This is a genomic window from Thalassospira sp. UBA848 (genome assembly GCF_002295455.1).
Classification (GTDB): domain Bacteria; phylum Pseudomonadota; class Alphaproteobacteria; order Rhodospirillales; family Thalassospiraceae; genus Thalassospira.
In genome coordinates this window covers 1-18,107 of sequence record NZ_DBGS01000105.1, presented here as the reverse complement: position 1 = coordinate 18,107, position 18,107 = coordinate 1, and the positions used below count along the sequence as shown (strand labels likewise).

At 55.5% G+C, this 18,107-nt stretch carries 21 protein-coding genes; 7 read left to right on the top strand and 14 right to left on the bottom strand.

Annotated elements, in window-relative coordinates:
* Nucleotides 1–63 precede the first annotated feature (63 nt).
* Nucleotides 64–633 carry an isochorismatase family protein gene (locus tag B2R48_RS14605; RefSeq protein WP_297001787.1) on the top strand — a complete coding sequence of 190 codons (570 nt, stop codon included), beginning with the start codon at nucleotides 64–66 and terminating at the stop codon, nucleotides 631–633.
* A gap of 164 nt (nucleotides 634–797) precedes the next feature.
* Nucleotides 798–1,118 (top strand): hypothetical protein, encoded by a 321-nt coding sequence (locus tag B2R48_RS14600; RefSeq protein ID WP_297001784.1) that lies wholly within the window; start codon nucleotides 798–800, stop codon nucleotides 1,116–1,118.
* A gap of 99 nt (nucleotides 1,119–1,217) precedes the next feature.
* Here the strand turns inward: B2R48_RS14600 and B2R48_RS14595 are convergent, their stop codons facing one another.
* On the bottom strand, nucleotides 1,218–2,273 hold the full coding sequence (locus tag B2R48_RS14595; protein WP_297001781.1) for a helix-turn-helix domain-containing protein: 1,056 nt from the start codon (nucleotides 2,271–2,273) through the stop codon (nucleotides 1,218–1,220).
* Nucleotides 2,274–2,586: 313 nt separating this feature from the next.
* On the opposite strand from B2R48_RS14595, the gene B2R48_RS14590 reads away from it, so the two are divergent.
* A complete protein-coding gene (locus tag B2R48_RS14590) occupies nucleotides 2,587–3,414 on the top strand; it encodes a DODA-type extradiol aromatic ring-opening family dioxygenase (RefSeq protein WP_297001778.1) in 828 nt (275 codons plus the stop codon).
* Nucleotides 3,415–3,469: 55 nt separating this feature from the next.
* On the opposite strand, the gene B2R48_RS14585 is transcribed toward B2R48_RS14590, so the two are convergent.
* The 4 genes from B2R48_RS14585 to B2R48_RS14570 all read right to left on the bottom strand — a co-directional run bounded on the left by B2R48_RS14585 (nucleotide 3,470) and on the right by B2R48_RS14570 (nucleotide 7,009).
* On the bottom strand, nucleotides 3,470–4,195 hold the full coding sequence (locus B2R48_RS14585) for a copper resistance protein B (RefSeq protein WP_297001775.1): 726 nt from the start codon (nucleotides 4,193–4,195) through the stop codon (nucleotides 3,470–3,472).
* Between the two features lie 6 nt (nucleotides 4,196–4,201).
* Nucleotides 4,202–5,887 (bottom strand): copper resistance system multicopper oxidase, encoded by a 1,686-nt coding sequence (locus tag B2R48_RS14580; protein WP_297001772.1) that lies wholly within the window; start codon nucleotides 5,885–5,887, stop codon nucleotides 4,202–4,204.
* A gap of 78 nt (nucleotides 5,888–5,965) precedes the next feature.
* Nucleotides 5,966–6,547 carry a cupredoxin domain-containing protein gene (locus B2R48_RS14575; protein WP_297001768.1) on the bottom strand — a complete coding sequence of 194 codons (582 nt, stop codon included), beginning with the start codon at nucleotides 6,545–6,547 and terminating at the stop codon, nucleotides 5,966–5,968.
* A 132-nt stretch (nucleotides 6,548–6,679) separates the two neighbouring features.
* Entirely contained in the window at nucleotides 6,680–7,009 is a 330-nt protein-coding gene (locus B2R48_RS14570; RefSeq protein WP_297001765.1) for a hypothetical protein, read from the bottom strand.
* Between the two features lie 183 nt (nucleotides 7,010–7,192).
* On the opposite strand from B2R48_RS14570, the gene B2R48_RS14565 reads away from it, so the two are divergent.
* Nucleotides 7,193–7,615 carry a secondary thiamine-phosphate synthase enzyme YjbQ gene (locus B2R48_RS14565; RefSeq protein ID WP_297001762.1) on the top strand — a complete coding sequence of 141 codons (423 nt, stop codon included), beginning with the start codon at nucleotides 7,193–7,195 and terminating at the stop codon, nucleotides 7,613–7,615.
* A 15-nt stretch (nucleotides 7,616–7,630) separates the two neighbouring features.
* Here the strand turns inward: B2R48_RS14565 and B2R48_RS14560 are convergent, their stop codons facing one another.
* Complete coding sequence (locus B2R48_RS14560; protein ID WP_062957776.1) at nucleotides 7,631–8,251, bottom strand: TetR/AcrR family transcriptional regulator; 621 nt, start codon at nucleotides 8,249–8,251, stop codon at nucleotides 7,631–7,633.
* Nucleotides 8,252–8,371: 120 nt separating this feature from the next.
* Nucleotides 8,372–9,265 (bottom strand): DMT family transporter, encoded by an 894-nt coding sequence (locus B2R48_RS14555; protein WP_297001759.1) that lies wholly within the window; start codon nucleotides 9,263–9,265, stop codon nucleotides 8,372–8,374.
* 291 nt (nucleotides 9,266–9,556) lie between these two features.
* Here B2R48_RS14555 and B2R48_RS14550 point away from each other — a divergent pair, with 291 nt between their 5' ends.
* Both B2R48_RS14550 and B2R48_RS14545 read left to right on the top strand, forming a co-directional pair.
* Nucleotides 9,557–10,024: a RidA family protein gene (locus B2R48_RS14550; RefSeq protein ID WP_297001756.1), complete on the top strand. Its 468-nt coding sequence runs from the start codon at nucleotides 9,557–9,559 to the stop codon at nucleotides 10,022–10,024.
* Nucleotides 10,025–10,161: 137 nt separating this feature from the next.
* Nucleotides 10,162–11,082 (top strand): NAD-dependent epimerase/dehydratase family protein, encoded by a 921-nt coding sequence (locus B2R48_RS14545; RefSeq protein WP_297001753.1) that lies wholly within the window; start codon nucleotides 10,162–10,164, stop codon nucleotides 11,080–11,082.
* A 5-nt stretch (nucleotides 11,083–11,087) separates the two neighbouring features.
* On the opposite strand, the gene B2R48_RS14540 is transcribed toward B2R48_RS14545, so the two are convergent.
* Nucleotides 11,088–11,414 (bottom strand): DMT family transporter, encoded by a 327-nt coding sequence (locus B2R48_RS14540; protein ID WP_062957772.1) that lies wholly within the window; start codon nucleotides 11,412–11,414, stop codon nucleotides 11,088–11,090.
* A 252-nt stretch (nucleotides 11,415–11,666) separates the two neighbouring features.
* On the opposite strand from B2R48_RS14540, the gene B2R48_RS14535 reads away from it, so the two are divergent.
* Entirely contained in the window at nucleotides 11,667–12,857 is a 1,191-nt protein-coding gene (locus B2R48_RS14535) for an FAD-dependent oxidoreductase (RefSeq protein WP_062957770.1), read from the top strand.
* A 14-nt stretch (nucleotides 12,858–12,871) separates the two neighbouring features.
* Here B2R48_RS14535 and B2R48_RS14530 read toward each other — a convergent pair whose 3' ends face one another.
* From B2R48_RS14530 to B2R48_RS14505, 6 genes are all read right to left on the bottom strand, one after another.
* On the bottom strand, nucleotides 12,872–13,702 hold the full coding sequence (locus tag B2R48_RS14530) for a phosphodiesterase (RefSeq protein ID WP_297001750.1): 831 nt from the start codon (nucleotides 13,700–13,702) through the stop codon (nucleotides 12,872–12,874).
* Nucleotides 13,703–13,757: 55 nt separating this feature from the next.
* Entirely contained in the window at nucleotides 13,758–14,852 is a 1,095-nt protein-coding gene (locus B2R48_RS14525) for an ABC transporter ATP-binding protein (RefSeq protein ID WP_297001747.1), read from the bottom strand.
* On the bottom strand, nucleotides 14,852–15,661 hold the full coding sequence (locus tag B2R48_RS14520) for an ABC transporter permease (RefSeq protein WP_297001744.1): 810 nt from the start codon (nucleotides 15,659–15,661) through the stop codon (nucleotides 14,852–14,854). Before B2R48_RS14520 ends, B2R48_RS14525 begins: the two co-directional genes overlap by 1 nt.
* A 1-nt stretch (nucleotide 15,662) precedes the next feature.
* Nucleotides 15,663–16,562, bottom strand: a complete 900-nt coding sequence (locus B2R48_RS14515) for an ABC transporter permease (protein WP_297001886.1) — start codon at nucleotides 16,560–16,562, stop codon at nucleotides 15,663–15,665.
* A gap of 7 nt (nucleotides 16,563–16,569) precedes the next feature.
* On the bottom strand, nucleotides 16,570–17,580 hold the full coding sequence (locus tag B2R48_RS14510) for an ABC transporter substrate-binding protein (protein ID WP_297001741.1): 1,011 nt from the start codon (nucleotides 17,578–17,580) through the stop codon (nucleotides 16,570–16,572).
* Nucleotides 17,581–17,591: 11 nt separating this feature from the next.
* Nucleotides 17,592–18,107, bottom strand: a 516-nt coding sequence (locus B2R48_RS14505; RefSeq protein WP_297001738.1) for a substrate-binding domain-containing protein, incomplete at its 5' end; no start/stop codon positions are given.

The window sequence follows — 18,107 nt, the reverse complement described above, 5'->3', positions numbered from 1 at the left end:
GCAAACCGGCCGGGGCTTCCCCGGCCGGTTTTGTTTTGAGAATTTGATAAAAAGGAATGCGTTATGCCCCTGCCCGAACTTGGAAATGACGCAGCGCTGATCGTCCTTGATGTGCAAAAGGCCATCGACGATCCGCGCTGGAACAGCAAAAACAATCCCGGCTACGCCGATGTGATTGCAAAGCTGCTGGCAAAATTTCGCGCGGCAAAGATGCCGGTGATTCATGTCCGCCACGAAGAAGCCAACCCGGCCTCAAGTTTTTATGTCGATGGCCCCGGTTTGCCGTTCAAGGACGAAGCATTGCCCGTTGACGGGGAAACCGTGATTGCCAAGCAGCAAAATTGCGCCTTTGTCGGAACATCGCTGGAAAAGCACCTTCATGATCGCGGCATCAAGCGCCTGATCTTTACCGGCGTGGTCATCCACAATTCCATGGATGTCACCATCCGCATGGCGCACTGCCTTGGCTTTGAAAACTGGTTGGTGCTGGATGCCACCACGGCAATTGATGTGCATGATGCCAATGGCAAGACCATCGCAGCACAGGACGTGTTTGATCTGTATGCTGCTGTTCTGGCCTCGGAATATTGTTCGCTTACCGACAGCAACACCGTCACATCCTCCCTGCCCTAGGCATTCGGCCAAACGTGCGCCGTAAATGATGCCAAAACCGGCTTATTGGCACCCCCGGTCAATAAGTCGGCACACCGCGCACAGTCCGGATCAAAAAACATTATAATATGGTAAAGGAGTCCAAACTCTATTGATCATGTAGATCAATTAAACGAGGGGATGAAATGAAGTCATCCAAGGCCATACGTCGACACACCCGAAACAGCGTCATTCCGCTCCATCCGGAACGACGAACGTCTTCGGATGTCGCACCGCATCCTGTCGTGATCATTTGCTATGAAGCCCCGGACCTTGCCCGGTTGATGGAGGCTTATATTGGTCGCGCGCGCATGGTTTTGTTGCCGGATCTGACGTCCGCCACCACGCTTGCCAACTCGCTTCGCGACAACAATATCAGAATTCTTGCGATTCTTGGTTTTCCCGGCAACCCGGCATCCATACCGTTTTCATTCCTGCACGCAGAGCCAGATCTCAATCTCGTCTAAACGCACAAACCACTACGATTTCAAGTTCGACACACATGCGTCGCTTGATCCATTGTCAAAGGGTGGACCTGAACGGGAATTCGTCACACGCAGGTTTTTCTAGGCGAGTGTATGCAGCCAGTTTTCATAGCGTTTATCAATGCGCTCATCATCACGATGGCGCGCATGCGGCACATGACCGGCACGGACATCGCCAGGCGTCATGTCGTATTTCGCGCGAAAGGCGCGAATAAAACCGGCATCGGTTTCATAGCCACATTCAAGTGCAATGTCATAGATCGAACGGCGGCATTCTGTCGGGTCGGTCAACAGTTTAAGCGCGTGGCGAAGCCGCATGTCGCGCAGATACTGGTTAACCCCGCCATGCTTTTTAAACAGCCGGTACAGGCTTGATCGCGACAGACCAAGATCATCTGCCGCGGTTTCCGCCGTCAATTCCGGTGACAGCAGGTTTTCGCGGAAATAACGCCGGATCATCACCCCTTTTTCGATGTCCTGACGCAGCGCGCGTGTTGTGTTTGTCTCACCTTTTGCCGAATTCAGGCAGGTCGACAGCATCATGACGATGGTTTTCTGCAATACCGAAATTTGCGTGTCATTGAACTCGTGGATATGGCGGTGCATCGACAGGATCTGGCTAAACAACATCCGAACCATGGGATCACGTTCTGACAGGAACCGCAGATTGTGATCATCCGGGTTGGTCAAGTGGTCCTCGACCAGCCGTCTTGGCAAAAACAGATGAACGGAATTGAACTGTTCGCTTGATTGCGCTTCGGTGCGCTGCGCCAGATCCAGAAGCAACAACCCGCCGCGCTTAAGCACATCGCCACCAAGCCCGGCATCGGACTTCACCGCGCCGTCGGTGTAAAGCTGCACATTGTAATGATCCATGCCATCGGACGCGATCATCTGCGATGTGCGCAAGAAGCTCTGCGCACAACTGCGCGCTTCAACCATCATCAAATCTCGATGCCGCCATGAATCAAGGTCAGCAACGAAGTCTTCCCGACGGGTCCTGCGGTCCGCATCCACGCTATAGATACAGTTGATGCTATCTTTCCAGACCTCGAACCGCTGTGCGCTGGGCAACTCATTTAGCGAGAAACGCGATCTTTCAAGTATCGTGCTTTTTGGGGATGTTTGATGCGTCATACCTTGACAGCCATATTAAACAGGTTCCAGCAATCACAGTGCGCCTCTTTGGGGTGATTTACAAGACTCTATGTTTTTACCGGTTTTCAGCCTTGCCAAATTCGGCATTTAACGCCGCGCCAACCTCTCCGACCGACAGCGACGGGGGCTGTCAGGGTAAAACGACCCTGCGCTAATGTTTCCAAGGGATGAACAAAAACAGCACCCGGCAACACACTGTTGCCAAACAGCGACTAGTCACTTTCCCAATCGCACCGCATATTTATCACAAATGACAAGCGATTGACCCAACTTAATCCCACGAGGCTTTCCCATGGCAATCACGTCTTCAGATACCGGCAGCAGCGCAACACATCTTGCACCGATCTTTATTTCGCACGGGTCGCCGATGTTGGTGGCGCGTCAAAGCACCCCGGCCTTTGACTTTTTTGTCGATGAACTTTCGAAATTGACCGACGGTGTGCGCGCCATTCTGATTGTTTCGGCCCACTGGCAGACATCAAGCCCGACCATCTCGACCGCAGCGCATCAGGAAACCATCCATGACTTCTATGGTTTCCCGCAACCGCTTTATGATCTGCGATACGGTGTCGACGGCGCACCGGAACTGGCCCGCGAAATCGCCAGCGATCTTGGCATCGAGACCGATGCCACCCGTGGTCTGGATCATGGCGCCTGGATGCCGATGTATCTGGCCCGCCCCAATGCCGACATTCCGGTCTTTCAGCTTTCCATGCTGGGTCACGGTGGCCCGCGCGAACATTTCGAACTTGGCAAAAAGCTGCGTGGTCTGCGCGATAAGGGAGTTCTGGTGGTCGCAAGCGGTGCGATGACACACAATCTGCGTGCGCTTGATCGCAACGAAGGCCCGATTGATCCGTGGGCAAAGGAATTCACCGACTGGATGGTGGAAAAGGTCAAGGCACACGATATCGACGCCCTGCTTGATTACAGAAGCCTTGCCCCGCACGCTGCCATGGCCCATCCGGAGGACGATCACCTGATGCCCTTCTATGTTGCGCTGGGTGCTGCATCGGATGACTTCGAACCCGATCTTCTCCATGACAGTTACGAGTTCGGCAACCTTGCCATGACCGCCCTTCGTTTCCATGATCAGGGCGGCGTCAAAAGCGCTGTCTGATCACAGTATTCCCAAAATCAAAAAGGCCGGGAGAATTCATCTCCCGGCCTTTTGTCTAGAACATCACGCGAAGCCCGGTGACCAGATAGGTCGCCTCGTAATCCTCGCCATCATGTTTGGCAAAGTCTGCGGTGTCCCCGAACTTCCGTTCATAGGCAACACCGACATAGGGCACGATGGCCCGATCAATCAGGTCGTAGCTCAGTCGCAGACCGAACTCCGCACTTGATAAACCCTTGCCGACCTCGATCTCGCGATCTTCGGAAAAGGCGGCATTGATCTCGAACGACGGGGTCAAGGTGACCCGATTGGTCAACAGCCCTTCATACTCGACATCAAGCCGTGCACTGCCATCGCCCGTCTCGCTGACGAACAGATCCGCATCGACTTCAAACCATTGCGGCGCAAGCCCGACGACACCAACCGTGCCATACCAACGATCCGCGCCCTCGGGTGTGTCAATCCGCACACCGCCCTTGGCATCGAAAAAGTCACTGATCGGGGTTTGCAGGACAAACCGGTTCTCAAGCTTTTCATAACTGTCGCCGTCAAGGTCACGTTCGCCCTCTCCCTGCCAGCGCAGTTTGAGTTCGTCCGTTCCGACAAAGGCATCCGCATCCCAGACAAGGCGCTTTTCGCTTTCATCACTAATGCGGTATTCAAGCAGCTCTGCCTGAAAACCATAGTAAACCCTGGCATCAGCAGCCATACCGGCCCCCGGAGCTGCGCCCACGGCCAATGCGACGCCACTGGCAATCATCATCAATCCACGTTTTTTCATGATCGATCAGTTCCCGTTCTCAAGCTGGGTGATGGCCGGACCGCCTTCAACAATGACCTTGCGGAACATGCCGGTTGCCATGTGATAGCTCAGATGACAATGGAACGCCCATTCACCCGGTTCATCGACCTCGGTTTCTGAATAAACCGTCATGCCGGGATTGATATTGATCGTGTGTTTGACCGGGTCCCATTTGCCCTGCCCGGTATCAAGGATCGACCACATGCCATGCAGATGCATCGGATGGGACATCATGGTTTCATTAACAAACTTGAACCGGACACGCTCACCGTATTTCAGCCGGATCGGATCAGCGTCTTCGTACTTCACGCCATTGATTGTCCAGGTATAGCGTTCCATGTTCCCGGTCAGTCGCAACTCGATCTCACGCGTTGCCGGGCGATCCTCATAAAGCGGCTTTTGCGCCTTCAGGTCGGCATAGGACAGGAACTTTCCACCATTTGCTGCTTGCGGAACCAAGCCACTGCCCGCGGCATAGAACGGATCATTGGTCCCGTTATCCGCACCGCTCATCGCTGACATGTCATGGCCCATTGCACTGTGATCAATACCACCGGTCGCCGTGACACCTGACATATCTGCCAAATCTGACATTCCGGCCATATTACTGTGATCCATGCCCATGTCTGCCATGGTCAGAACCGGCGGCTCCGTGCGCAATTCCGGCATCTCTGCCACCATGCCTTCACGCGGAGCAAGGGTGGCAAAGGCAAACCCGGAACGCCCCATCGATTCCGCCATAATCTGATAGGCCTTTTCTTCCTTGGGCTGCACGATCACGTCATAGGTTTCAGCAACCGAAATGCGGAATTCATCAACACGTACGGGCTGAACATTGTTGCCATCAGCCTGCACCACGGTCATCTCAAGACCGGGAATACGAACATCGAAATAGGTCATCGCCGATGCGTTGATGAACCGAAGACGCACGCGTTCATCAGGCTTGAACAAACCGGTCCAGTTCTGTTCCGGGGATTTGCCGTTGATCAGGCCTGTAAAGCCCTGCACATCCTCGATATCAGTGCGCATCATGCGCATATTGCCCCAGTCGCCACGCTCCGAAAGCGTTGCGCCCAGACCATTTTTGGAAACATCATCAAAGAAGTCGCCAATCGTGCGCTGTTTACGGTTGTAGTAATCCGGCATCATTTTCAGGTTCCGCAAAATGCGATCGCCCGAATGGGGATGCTTGTCTTTCAGCACCACCACATATTCGCGGTCGAACTTGAAAGGCTCACGTTTTTCCGGCTCGATAATGATCGAACCATAGGCCCCGTCCGGCTCCTGAAAACCGGAATGGCTGTGGAACCAGTATGTGCCGCTTTGCGTGACCGGAATGCGATATGTAAATGTCTCGCCCGGTTCGATCCCGGGGAAACTGATGCCCGGCACCCCGTCCATCTGATAGGGCAGGATCAAGCCATGCCAATGGATCGAGGTGGCTTCTTTCAGATTATTGGTGACATTGATCACCGCTTCCTCGCCTTCCTTGAAACGCAAGGTCGGACCGGGTGATGCACCGTTATAACCGATGCCTTTGGTTTTGCTTTCACCGGTATCAATGGTGACATAATCGACCGTCAGGTCATAGGTCGCCGCCCGACTGACAGTCGACAGGGCAACCATCGCCAACGCCCCGGCAAGGACGCCTTTGAGGTAGTTTGTTTTCATTTTATGGATTTCCAAAACTTGCAGAAACACCAGAGGCAACGGGCGTTGCCCGGCCTCTGGCAATTCAAACCAACTGGCCTATGACTGCAGACGGACCTTGCCCATCATGCCGCTTTCATAATGGCCCGGGACATTGCAGGCGAATTCAAGCTCTGCATCGGCCGGGAAAGTCCAGATGATCTCGGCTGTTTTTCCGGGCTCAAGAAGGACGCTGTTGGGATCGTCATGTTCCATGGTCATGCCGTTGCCCATATCCATTTTCATCCGGTCCATATGGATCTTGTCGATATCAAGCGCACCATGTTCCATCATCATCATCATTTCCTGCTGATGGCTGGCATGCATGGCCGCAGTACCGATGTTGAATTCATGAACAAAATCGCCCTTGTTCTCGATCTGGAACAGGATCGTTTCACCTGCACGGACCTCGATGGTTTCCGCATCAAAGAAGTTGTCTTCCATGATCACCTTGATGGTCCGGGTGACATCTGCGGCGGTGCCCGGTGTGCCGATTTCCGAAATTGTCGATCCGGCACCATGGCCATGGCCTTGACCGTGGCTCGGGCTGGCAAACAGCGCACCCGGCGCGGCCATCAATGCGCCGATCATGGTTGTCGACATGGCAATGCGGGCGAAAAAGGACGTTTTGAAGTTGGGCATATCATGCTCCTGAAAATAATCATCGAACGTGAATGCCGTCGCAGCCCTGCTTGAACAGGCGCACATGATGCTGTCATGTCCCGGCGGGATCAGACAGACGACGGCAAGTGTTGCAGAAAGACGGGATTATTTTCAGGCGCGCGGGGGCTTGTAGTTGCCATCCGCATCGGCAGACGCAACCGGACGATCCTTGATCCAGAAGGTCGCAACCGAAACAACCGGCATAAACATTGACAGTCCGTCATGTTGATCAACATACGGACCACACGCGGTGATGCCACAGACATCGCCATGTGAAAAATGTGGATCGCCGGATATCGGTTTCGCAGTGGAAGTCGTTTCAATCACCATACCATGGTGACCTGCATCAGACTGGCCGGACGCTGCATGCACGTTTCCCTGGCCCGACAGCAGGACTGTCAGTGCGATCAGGATAACAAGCATACAGGAAATAAGACGCAAAATGATTTCCACTTAAAAAGTTGACGAGCAAATCGATATGCCCGCCGCACCTTAACGTCAAGTGGCAATATTGTGGCACGCGGCCTGGCCATCTGTTTCGGTCCATTCGCTGCCCTTGTTATTGATGGCTTCGGTCTTTACGATCACAGGAAATTCAACGTTATCGCAGGATGGAATCGCTCCATGCTCTCGCAAGATCAGATCACTCTTGAAATCACCACCAGCGGTCAGGGGCTTTATGAAGTCACCGAACCGATCCAGTCATGGGTGAACCAGACCGGTCTTGAACGCGGCCAGCTGACCATCTTTGTCCGTCACACCTCGGCCAGCCTGACCATTCAGGAAAATGCCGATCCCGATGTGCGCTTTGATCTGGAAACCTTCTTCGGGCAGTTGGTGCAGGAAAATCCCAGCCTCTATCGCCATACTTGCGAAGGGCCCGATGACATGCCCGCCCACATCAAATCAGCCCTGACCGATGTGTCACTGACCATTCCGGTATCGAGTGGCCGGGCCGTGCTTGGAACATGGCAGGGAATCTATTTGTTCGAACATCGCCGTGCCCCCCATCACCGCAAGGTCACCCTGCATCTCATCGGCGAATAAGGCATATCCCGGCGCTTACGCCGCCAGTTCCGGTTCACACGCCCAAAGCCCCTTGACCTGTGTTTCAAGCAGCTCGCGCAAGGTTGCGCACATATCCTGACAGTCAAAATTCTGCGTGCTGAAATGCTCGTGGATGGTGAACAAGAACAATGCCATCAAGGTTTTCCGAATCAGTTGCGGTGCCAAATCGGGATTAAGCTCCCCCGAAAGCTGCGCTTCCTCGATCAGGGCCTGAATGGCGGCAATCAGGCCGCTGCTTTCCATGATGGCTTGTACCGCACCCTTGCGGGGGGAAAACACGACCTGCTGCATGATCACCTGCCACAAACCGGGATTAAGTCCGACCTGGGTAAAGCGATAGGAGGCAACATGCATCACCTTGTCAACGAAGCACCATTCCGGGTCCATCGTGTAAAGCCCCTTCTCAATCGCCTCGGCAAGCTGATCGCCGACACAACTGATCACCAGTTCTTCCTTGGTTGGAAAGTGATTGAATATCGTACCTTCGGCGACACCGGCCCGTTGGGCGACTTCACGCGTAGAAACGGCGTCAAATGACCCTGCCCCATAGCAATCTCTGGCGGCATCAAGGATTTTCTGACGGGTTTGTTGACGTTGCGCGGCTCGACTATTCATCTCGACCCCTAAAATGAGCACACTCACTGAGTACACTCAATTAAACCGGGGCAACTCATATGTCAATTCGCGACAAGTCTATTTGGCGTTAAAAAACGACTGTTTACCGGGATAAAGACCTCAGGCCGCACTGCGGGCACGCTTGCTGGCACGCAGCCCCAAAAGGCTGTGGACCACAAGTGTGCTGATCACGACCGTTCCGCTCATCAGCGTCATCTCGTCGGGAACTTCCTGGACAAATACCCAAACCAGAAACGATCCAAAGATCGCTTCATTCAGCATAATCAGGCTGACCTCGGCGGCCGGGATTTTGCGCGACGCATAGGCGATCAACAGGAAGGAAACCGGCAGCACCCAAAAGCCCAGCATCAAAAGCCAGACCCAGTCCAGACCAACTGGCGATAACGGCGCGGCCCCGGGCAGCAGGATCAGTGTCACAACGAACGCGCCAAACAACATCCCCTTGAGCGCGTCAACTTCGGGCTTCGCCCCCAGCACATTGAAGTAACCCGCCATGCAAAGCGACGCGCCAAGGGCCAACATGTCACCCAGCGCATTCTCCCCGCCAAAGCCGGCACTAAACAGGCTCAGCAATGCGACGAACACCACGATTGAGGCAATCCATGTCCGGATCGGCTGGGAAAGTTTGAAGACAAAAACGCCAATCAACCCGGCCAAAAGCGGGGTTGCCGCGATAATGATCAATGTGTTGGCGGCATCGGTATTGCGCACCGAAAACATAAATAACGTGCAGGTCCCGCCGTAAAACAACCCGGTCAGCATTTCATAGCCGCTGGGTCGGATGGATTGAACAATGCCCTCGCCGCGCTTGGCGCCATTCCAAAGCGCGACCAGCAAAAGCGCAATGGTCAAAAAGCCCAGCCGCCAGAACGCCGTGGTGAAATCATCGGCCCCGATCAGTCGCAACAACAGCGCATCGGGCGACAGGATCAAAACCCCCAGCAGGGCAATCAAGCCACCATGCACATTCGTCAACCGATCCTGTAACGCCATCTGTCCAACCTTTTCCCGGCTTTCGCCACATCACATCGCTATAAAAAAAACAAAGCAGCACGCCTAGGGTCAGGGCCTAACGCGTGCTGCGCATTGCACCATTGTTACGGGCCTTTGTCCTTATGACAATTCGATATTTTTTTTCAACAGTTCTTAATCACGGCCAATCCCCTTGCCCACCATGCTTTACAGTCAATTGCAGGGATACAAAGAAATTGTTTTGTTTGTCCGCTAACCCCGATAAGTTGGCGACAAACCAATACATCTGCCACGCAAAAAGGATGGATCATCATGGCTGGTAAAATCGACGCCCATCTTGCCAATCTCGGCATCTCGCTGCCGACCGCGACTGCCCCGGTCGCGAATTATGTGCCCTATGTCATCTCTGGCAATCTGGTTCATATTTCCGGTCAGATCACCATGGAAAATGGCGAACTGAAATTCGTGGGCAAGCTCGGTGCCGACTATGATGTTGAAACCGGCCAGAAGGCCGCCCGTCTTTGCGCGCTCAACCTTGTTGCACAGCTCAAAGCCGCCATCGGCGATCTCGACAAGGTCTCCCGTGTTGTCAAATTGAACGCATTCGTCAATTCCGCGCCGGACTTCACCGATCAGCCCAAAGTCGTCAATGGCGCGTCTGACACCATGGTCGAAATCTTTGGCGATGCGGGTAAACACGCCCGCTCGGCTGTTGGCGTTGCCGCCCTGCCGCTTGGTGTTGCGGTTGAAATCGATGGCATTTTCGAAATCGCCAACTAAGTCCTTTGCGATCACGACATCAAGGCCGGGCAGATCTGCCCGGCCTTTTTTGTACTCAACCGCCTCAAATTGCCCTTGACCCCAACCATGGTTCAGGTTCGATAACCACGCGCAACACAACAACCAGGGAACATAGCATGCGCGTTTTTGTCACGGGCGGAAGCGGCCTGATCGGCTCGGCCATCGTTGAAAACCTGATCACGCATCAACACGATGTCTTCGCACTCGCCCGATCAGATGCCAGCCACAAAATGCTGTCCGATCTTGGCGCAACCCCGATCATCGGTGACATCACCACCCCCGCCGCGTGGATCGGTCATTTGCCAAACGTAGATGCCATAATCCACACCGCCTGCACCTTTGCCGATGATATGGCCAAGGCCGATGGTATCCTTCTGGATCACTTGCTTCCCGCGGCCCGAAAAATGCCGGGCCGTGTGCGCTTTATCTATACCGGCGGCACATGGCTATTCCCCCAAACCGGGTCTGACGCAGAAATTGATGAAAGCTGCATGTTCGATCCCTTGCCCGACTTCCAATGGATGTGTCCGGGCATTGACCGTGTCCTGGGCGATGACGGGATTGACGGCATCATCATTCATCCGGCCTGTGTTTACGCCACCGGACGGCACGGGCATTATGGATTATTGACCCGCGATATGGAAACCGCCCGCACAGAAAACCGTGTCACCATCATCGGATCTGGCGAAATCACCCTGCCGATGATCCATGGCGATGATTTGGCCGATCTCTATTGCCTGGCCTTATGCCATGCCAAACCGGGCACGTCCTATTTCGGGGTCGGGATCAATGACGTTTCAAACCACCGCCTCGCCCATCTGATCGCAACCCGTTTCGGTGGGCGCGATTGCAAGGTCGGTACAATCACCACCCAAACGGCAATGGACCGCCTTGGCAGTTGGGCTGCGGGCCTTGCCCATCATCAGGTCATGAGCAATCAAAAAGCACGCCGCGACCTGGGCTGGTCACCAGCCCACCAAGATATCGCAGCCGACATTAATGCTATTGCTCTCCCGGTGGGCAACGCATCAAGTTAACAAGGTTAACTTTCTGTGCTGATGGTCTTGAGCCCGACCACCCCGCCAATGATCATCAGCAACAACACCGCCTTGACTGCGGTCATCGGTTCCTTCAGGAACAGCCAGCCAATCAGGGCAACCGATGCCGTGCCAAGCCCGGCCCACACCGCATAGGCCGTTCCGACCGGAATGATGCGCAGCGTCATCGACAAAAACCAGAAGCTCAGGCCATAGACGCCAAGACTAAGAACCGTAAAGCGCCAATCGGTAAATCCATCCGAGAATTTAAGCGATATCGTCCCGATCACTTCAAGACTGATCGCAATAAACAGATATACCCAGGCGAGCATGTGCGGAATCCTTGTTGTCAGGGGTGGTGGCGGTAGGCACTTCCAAAAATGGCCCACTTTTCCTCATGGGGCAATCCCCCGCGCCCACCTTATCTCTGCCCGCCCAAATCGCCGTGACGTAATCTGGATCAAAACGGATGGCAAAACCGTTGCGTATAGTGATGGGACAGGGCACATTGCCCGGCATGGATTACAGCCGATAGCGCCCGGTTTAGCGCGACCATCCCGGGCCAAGGAACAGGATAAACAGTCATGATCGAAACCGATATTCTGATTGCAGGCGGCGGGATCGCCGGAATGAGTGCCGCGGCACGGTTTGCCGCCGACGGCCATCAGATCGTGATTGTCGACCCGGCCCCCGTGGATATTGGCGAAGGCACGGATTTGCGCACCACCGCCTTTCTCGAGCCGGGCATCGAAACCCTTAAAAAGGCTGGCGTCTGGGATGCCATCAAACCGACCGGGGCCGAATTGCGCGTCATGCGCATTGTTGATGCCGGTGGCACCGAACGCACCCCGCGCGAAACCGCCGATTTTGACGGTGCTGAAACCAAGAACGGCTTCTTTGGCTGGAATGTGTCGAACAAGGCGGCCCGTGTGGCCCTGATGGCGCGCTTGGGCGAACTCGATAATGTCGATTTCCGCTTTTCGACCACGGTGACTGCGTTCAAAAGCACGTCACGCTATGGCGAGGCAACCCTGTCGGATGGTCAGACCGTGCGGGCCAAAATCGTTGTTGCGGCCGATGGTCGCAACTCGTCTTTGCGCGATATGGCCGGGATCAAATACAAACGCTGGGCCTATGATCAAAGTGCACTGGTGTTTGTCGTCACCCACAATGATCCCCATGACAACATCTCGACCGAAATCCACCGCACCGGTGGTCCGCTGACGCTGGTGCCCATGCCCGACCTTGATGGCAAGCCCTGCTCGTCCGTGGTCTGGATGGTCCCGGCCAGCCGTGTCGATGATCTGAACGCCATGACCGATGAAGCCCTGTCAGCCGAAATCACCCACGACACCATGAACCTTTTTGGCCCGCTGACCGTCGCAAGCCCGCGTGCCGTCTGGCCGATGATCTCGCAAGTGCCCTCGCGCCTGATTGCCGCCCGCCTTGCCTTGATCGCAGAATCCGCCCATGTCGTCCCGCCAATCGGCGCACAAGGGCTCAATATGAGCCTGCATGACATCGAAACCCTGGCCGAACTGATGGCCAAGGCCAAACTGCATAATGAGGATATCGGCGCGACCCCGCTCCTGAAATCCTACGAACGCCGCCAGTTGCCCAAAACCGTCATGCGGGTCGGCGGCATTGATTTGCTCAACCGCGCGTCAATGTTCGAACCCAAAACGCTCCGCGACCTGCGCTATGCCGGCCTCACCGCGATTAACCGCATCGGCCCGCTCCGCAAACTCGCCATCAAGGTCGGGGTGGGCAAATAAGCCCCCCCCCTTTTTCAGACAATCAGTTTGCCGTTCTCGTCAAAGAACGGATGTGGCCCGTCATAGTGGTCGACATAGGCCAGATGGGTCAGAAGGCATTGCTGCTTTTCGTCCCAGCGATGCAAATGCATCGCTGGCGGTTCCATGGTAAAGGCCGACGGTCCGTCATCGCGCAAATCCAGCGCAACCTGATGGGCAATGGATGGCGCAACAATCAACGGCACGCCTGCCCAGCGTGTATGGATCGGACGGTGCAGATGGCCACACATGATCGCCTGAATACGGTCTTCATGCGCCAGCACGATCTGGGCAAATGTTTCTGCCCCGCTCAAAAGCCGCTGATCATCCATGTGCTTGATCCCGACCGCGACAGGCGGGTGATGGACAAACAAGACACAAGGCCTGTCATCACCATCATGCAGCGTGCGCTCTAGCCAGTCCAATCGGGCCGAACACAATTTGCCCTCTGGCCGACCTTCATCAAGGCTATCAAGCGCGATCAGCCTGACCGGCCCGGCATCAATCACATAATTGATGAACTCACCCCCGTCTTCGACTGGCATGGCATCGGGAAAGGCTGCGCGCAGAGGCGCACGCTGATCATGGTTGCCCGGGATCATGTAAAACGGCACGTCAAGGTCGCGCAGGGTGTCTTTCACCAGTGCGTACTCATCGGCTGTCCCCAGATCACCAATATCACCGGTAAACACAACCATATCCGGGCGCGGCACCATGGCATTCACCCGTGCCACCGCCCGTTCAAGGGCCGTTGCCGTATCCACCTTGCGATAGGCCAGACGCCGCCCGGCACCGATGTGCAAATCGGTCAATTGCGCAATAAGCATGCTTTTAAAGTCTCTCGTATCTGGAATTTCTTGTTCGTGTTGGGACTGGAAACCGTCAGCTTGCGGCAAACACGGTGAGGCGTTCGGGCACCAACCGGCAATGCACCGTCTCGCCCGGCGTCATGTTTGTATCAGGGTCGGTATCAACCAAAACCGCATCTTCGCCGATGCCCGAAACCGTCACGCGCAGGCGTTCCCCCAAATAGGAAACAGCCTCTACCCTCGCGGTGAAATGGGCATCATCCGCGGCACAAAGCGCCAGGCCATCGGCCCGGAAATAGATTTCTGACAACCCGTCGGTCGTCTGGCTGGCATTCCAGGCGGGCGATACATCAACATCAACCTTGCCCAGCAACGCCCGCCCGTTTTCGATATCAACCTTCAGGCAATTACTTGCCCCGACGAAGTCGGCCACAAACGGCGTTTTCGGCGCACGATAGATTTCCTGTGGTGTGCCAATCTGCGCGATTTCGCCCTTTTGCATCACAACAATCCGGTCGCCCAGTGCCATGGCTTCTTCCTGATCATGGGTGACGTAAATCGCTGTAATGCCAAGCTTGCGTAAAAGCGCATTGATCTCGGTCCTGAGCCGGACGCGCAGCTTGGCATCAAGGGCTGTCAACGGCTCGTCGAGCAGCAAAACACGCGGGCGCGGTCCGATGGCGCGCGCAAGGGCCACACGCTGGCGCTGCCCACCGGAAAGCTGATCAACCCGGCGATCGGCCAGCATGTCGATATGCATCATTTCCAGCATCTCGCGCACGCGCTGATCGCGTTCGGCCTTGCCAACCTTTTGCACCTTAAGGCCATAGGCCACGTTTTCGGCCACCGTCATATTGGGAAACAGCGCATAGGACTGAAACACCATGCCGACCCGACGCTGCTCAATCGACTGGCGGGTCACATCGTCGTCGCCGAAATGGATTGCACCCCCCGCATCGGGGAACTCCAGCCCGGCAATCATGCGCAGGATCGTGGTTTTGCCGCAGCCTGATGGCCCCAGCAAAACCAGCGTCTCGCCCGCCGTGATCGACAGATCGAAAGGCATCAGCGCGCGTGTGCCATCGGCAAAGGTTTTCGCACAGTTTTTCAGCGCAATCGCAGTACCGGCGTCTTGCGCCTGCGCTGCCTGTTTTTGGGAAGTGGTCATTATTTATCCTCCGCCGTCGCGCGTGCGGGCTTGCTGCCCCGGTTTGCCATTATTTGCATGGCAATCAGCAACGGCATGATCAGTACAAAGAAAATCAGGGTATAGGCACTGCCGATCTCAAGGCGCATGGAGGCATAAGCATCCGCAAGCCCGACCGGCAGCGTTTTGGTCAGCGGCGTATGCAACATCCAGGTCAGGTTGAACTCCCCGACCGACAGCGTGACCACCATCAATGCACCGGCCAGAATGCCCGGCTTGGCATTGGGCACAATGACCGTAAAAAACCGCCGCCAGAACCCGGCACCAAGGCTTGCCGCCCCTTCTTCAAGGGTTTTCATATCCATCGCCGACATCACCGCCGCGACAGATCGCACCATAAATGGCAGGGTAAACAACACATGCCCTGTCAGGATGAAAAGCCAACTGGATCGATATCCACTGACCCCGCCATAGGTGATCAAAAGTGCGAGCGCCAATGCCAGACCCGGGATCGCCACCGGCAGTGTCAGCAATTCTTCAAACAACCGGGTGGCACGGCCGGGCTTGCGCACCAGAACATATGCCAACGGCACACCGGCAATCAGGGTGACGAACAGACACGCAATCGCCAGCCACAATGACAAAAAGATGCTTGATGCATAAAGGTCCCAGACCTCGAATATCCAGCGCAGCGTCAGGCCCGAAGACAATCCCTGAAACACATTGACCGTCACCCCGGCAAGGGCGGACATCACGATCGGCACTACGATAAAAAGACACAGCAAAATGGTCAGGCCAAGCTGCGCGTAAAAGACACCTGTGCGTCGCATATTATGCCCCTCCGCGCACCGGCAGGCTTTTGCCCTCGCCGGTAAAGCTGCGCACCGCAGCCAGACACGCCCAGGTAATCAGGCCCAGAACGATGCTAAGCGCAGCCGCCACCGGGATATTGGCGTTCCGGGTAAATTCGGTATAGATCACCATCGGCAACACATCGATATCGGTCGCCAGCGTAAAGGCCGTGCCAAACGCGCCCATCGCCGTTGCAAAGCAAATGGCCCCTGATGAAATCAGGCCGGGCATGAGGCCGGGTAAAATCACGTCGCAAATCACACGAAACCGCGACGCACCAAGCGACTGCGCCGCTTCTTCAAGCTGCAGGTCAAGCTTCTCGGCAGATGCCATCACCGCCAAGATCACGCGCGGGATCGAAAAATACAGATAGCCGATAAAAAGACCGGCAATGTCATAGGCAAAGACAAGTTTGGCCCCAAAGGCCGCATCCGTCAGCCCGCCAATCACACCTTGGCGTCCGGCCAGCATGATCACCATGAAGCCAACCACCGTGCCCGGAAAGGACAGTGGCAAGGTCAATGTCCCGATCAAAATGCTGCGCCCGGCAAATCTGTTGCGCACCAAAAACAGCCCGACAACCGCACACAGGATCAACGCCATCATCGTAACGCCTGCCGACATCGCAAGCGTCTGGATCAGACTTTCCAGATAGCGCGCATTGGTCAGGATCAGAAGATACGTCCCCCATCCCTCCGGCCCGTTGCCGACTTCGACCGCAACACGCGCAAGCGGGATCAAAAAGAACGCCGCAACAATCACAAGCCCCGGGATTAGCAAGACCGTCAGGATCGCCGGGCTTGCAGCCGCTGCGCGCGGGGTTAAAAAGGATGAAAGCAAGGAAGGGCGCGAACGCCCCTCCTTCAAATCAAGGTCCATCGACACCTTAACGTACCTCGGCCAGATAACGGTCAGAGAACCCGGTCTGTACGGTTGCCATCTTGGCGTAATCAACCGGCTGGGAACGGGCATAGTCGGCTTCCGGCAGGAACTTGGATGCCGCTTCCGGCGACATTGCACTCGGGATCACCGGACGCAGGAAGGCATTTGCCCAATGGGACTGGCCTTTGTCCGACATCACATAATCCAGAACCTTTTTGCCATTCTCGCCATGCGGGTTGTTGGCAACCAGGCTCATGACATACGGCACCGTGACCGTACCCTCGGACGGGATGACGAATTCAACATTCGCACTGTCTTTGTATTTCGCGCGATAGGCATTGAAATCATAATCAAGCAGGATCGGAATTTCGCCCGACAGAACACGTGCATAGGCGGTCTGTTTCGGCACAATCGGATCGTTTTCCTTCAGCTTCTTGAAGAACTCGATACCCGGCGCGAAATCATCAAGTGACCCGCCCATGGCACGGTTGATCGCAACCGCACCGGCATAGCCGACAAAGGCGCTTGATGGGTCAAGGTACCCGACCATGCCCGCATATTCCGGCTTCAAAAGGTCATTCCAGCTTTGCGGAACCGGCGCACCGTCAAGCGCGTCAACATTGACAAACAGGCCAATCGTGCCGGAATGGATCGCAAACCACGCGCCGTTCGGGTCTTTCAGACCATCCGGGATCGCATCGAAATTGGTCGGCTTGTAGTTCTGAACAACACCGGCTTCATTGGCCTTGATGCCAAAAGACACACCGTAATAGGCGACATCGGCAACCGGGTTTTCTTTTTCCGCCAAAAGCTGCGACAGGGTCTGGCCCGAGTTTTTGTTATCCTGCGGGACATCAATGCCCAGATCTTTCGAGATATTCTTGAGCTGTCCGCCCCAATCGGCCCATTCCGGCGGGCAGTTATAGCAAATCGCTGCTTCATCAGCGAAGGCAGGCTGTGCCGCCGTGGCAGCAACCGCAAGGCTCACACCCATGACAAGTTGTTTGAAACGCACTTTTGATCTCCCTATAATCGGGGTGATGACTGATGCCGGGCGGGTCCGATCGACTCACCCGTGCTAAGTTGATGGGGCAAAAGCAAACTTTGCGGTTCTGTCTGCCCCCGTATCAGGCCCAGCAGGAATGCAAGCGCCTGCTGGCCCATCTTCTGGGTGGGTTGAACGGCCGAACACAGTTTCGGTGTGATCAGCCCACCCACCGCAATTCCGTCAATGCCCCCGACTGACACATCCCCCGGGACCGAAAGCCCATAGGTGCGGCATGCGCTGATTGCCGCAATCGCCAGCATGTCAGTCGAACAGACAAGACCCGTGACCGCATCCGGCCCGGTCAGAAAACTTTCAAGGATGCCCTCAAGATCGGTCTCGCCAAACCCGACCTGACACAGGCGCGGGACTGCCATCGCCGCTCCGTCCTTTTGGTGTGCGTCGTTAATGGCCTGACAAAACCCGTCATAACGCTGGCGCGAACGGTCCGAACTTTCAAAATGGCCGGCCACCATCGCAAGCTTGCGATGCCCCTT

What these genes read in the sequence shown, in the direction of transcription:
- B2R48_RS14605 (WP_297001787.1), top strand. Translation starts at nt 64, where the DNA reads ATGCCCCTGCCCGAACTTGGAAATGACGCAGCGCTGATCGTCCTTGAT.
- B2R48_RS14600 (WP_297001784.1), top strand. Translation starts at nt 798, where the DNA reads ATGAAGTCATCCAAGGCCATACGTCGACACACCCGAAACAGCGTCATT.
- B2R48_RS14595 (WP_297001781.1), bottom strand. Translation starts at nt 2,273, where the DNA reads ATGACGCATCAAACATCCCCAAAAAGCACGATACTTGAAAGATCGCGT.
- B2R48_RS14590 (WP_297001778.1), top strand. Translation starts at nt 2,587, where the DNA reads ATGGCAATCACGTCTTCAGATACCGGCAGCAGCGCAACACATCTTGCA.
- B2R48_RS14585 (WP_297001775.1), bottom strand. Translation starts at nt 4,195, where the DNA reads ATGAAAAAACGTGGATTGATGATGATTGCCAGTGGCGTCGCATTGGCC.
- B2R48_RS14580 (WP_297001772.1), bottom strand. Translation starts at nt 5,887, where the DNA reads ATGAAAACAAACTACCTCAAAGGCGTCCTTGCCGGGGCGTTGGCGATG.
- B2R48_RS14575 (WP_297001768.1), bottom strand. Translation starts at nt 6,547, where the DNA reads ATGCCCAACTTCAAAACGTCCTTTTTCGCCCGCATTGCCATGTCGACA.
- B2R48_RS14565 (WP_297001762.1), top strand. Translation starts at nt 7,193, where the DNA reads ATGCTCTCGCAAGATCAGATCACTCTTGAAATCACCACCAGCGGTCAG.
- B2R48_RS14560 (WP_062957776.1), bottom strand. Translation starts at nt 8,251, where the DNA reads ATGAATAGTCGAGCCGCGCAACGTCAACAAACCCGTCAGAAAATCCTT.
- B2R48_RS14555 (WP_297001759.1), bottom strand. Translation starts at nt 9,265, where the DNA reads ATGGCGTTACAGGATCGGTTGACGAATGTGCATGGTGGCTTGATTGCC.
- B2R48_RS14550 (WP_297001756.1), top strand. Translation starts at nt 9,557, where the DNA reads ATGGCTGGTAAAATCGACGCCCATCTTGCCAATCTCGGCATCTCGCTG.
- B2R48_RS14545 (WP_297001753.1), top strand. Translation starts at nt 10,162, where the DNA reads ATGCGCGTTTTTGTCACGGGCGGAAGCGGCCTGATCGGCTCGGCCATC.
- B2R48_RS14540 (WP_062957772.1), bottom strand. Translation starts at nt 11,414, where the DNA reads ATGCTCGCCTGGGTATATCTGTTTATTGCGATCAGTCTTGAAGTGATC.
- B2R48_RS14535 (WP_062957770.1), top strand. Translation starts at nt 11,667, where the DNA reads ATGATCGAAACCGATATTCTGATTGCAGGCGGCGGGATCGCCGGAATG.
- B2R48_RS14530 (WP_297001750.1), bottom strand. Translation starts at nt 13,702, where the DNA reads ATGCTTATTGCGCAATTGACCGATTTGCACATCGGTGCCGGGCGGCGT.
- B2R48_RS14525 (WP_297001747.1), bottom strand. Translation starts at nt 14,852, where the DNA reads ATGACCACTTCCCAAAAACAGGCAGCGCAGGCGCAAGACGCCGGTACT.
- B2R48_RS14520 (WP_297001744.1), bottom strand. Translation starts at nt 15,661, where the DNA reads ATGCGACGCACAGGTGTCTTTTACGCGCAGCTTGGCCTGACCATTTTG.
- B2R48_RS14515 (WP_297001886.1), bottom strand. Translation starts at nt 16,562, where the DNA reads ATGGACCTTGATTTGAAGGAGGGGCGTTCGCGCCCTTCCTTGCTTTCA.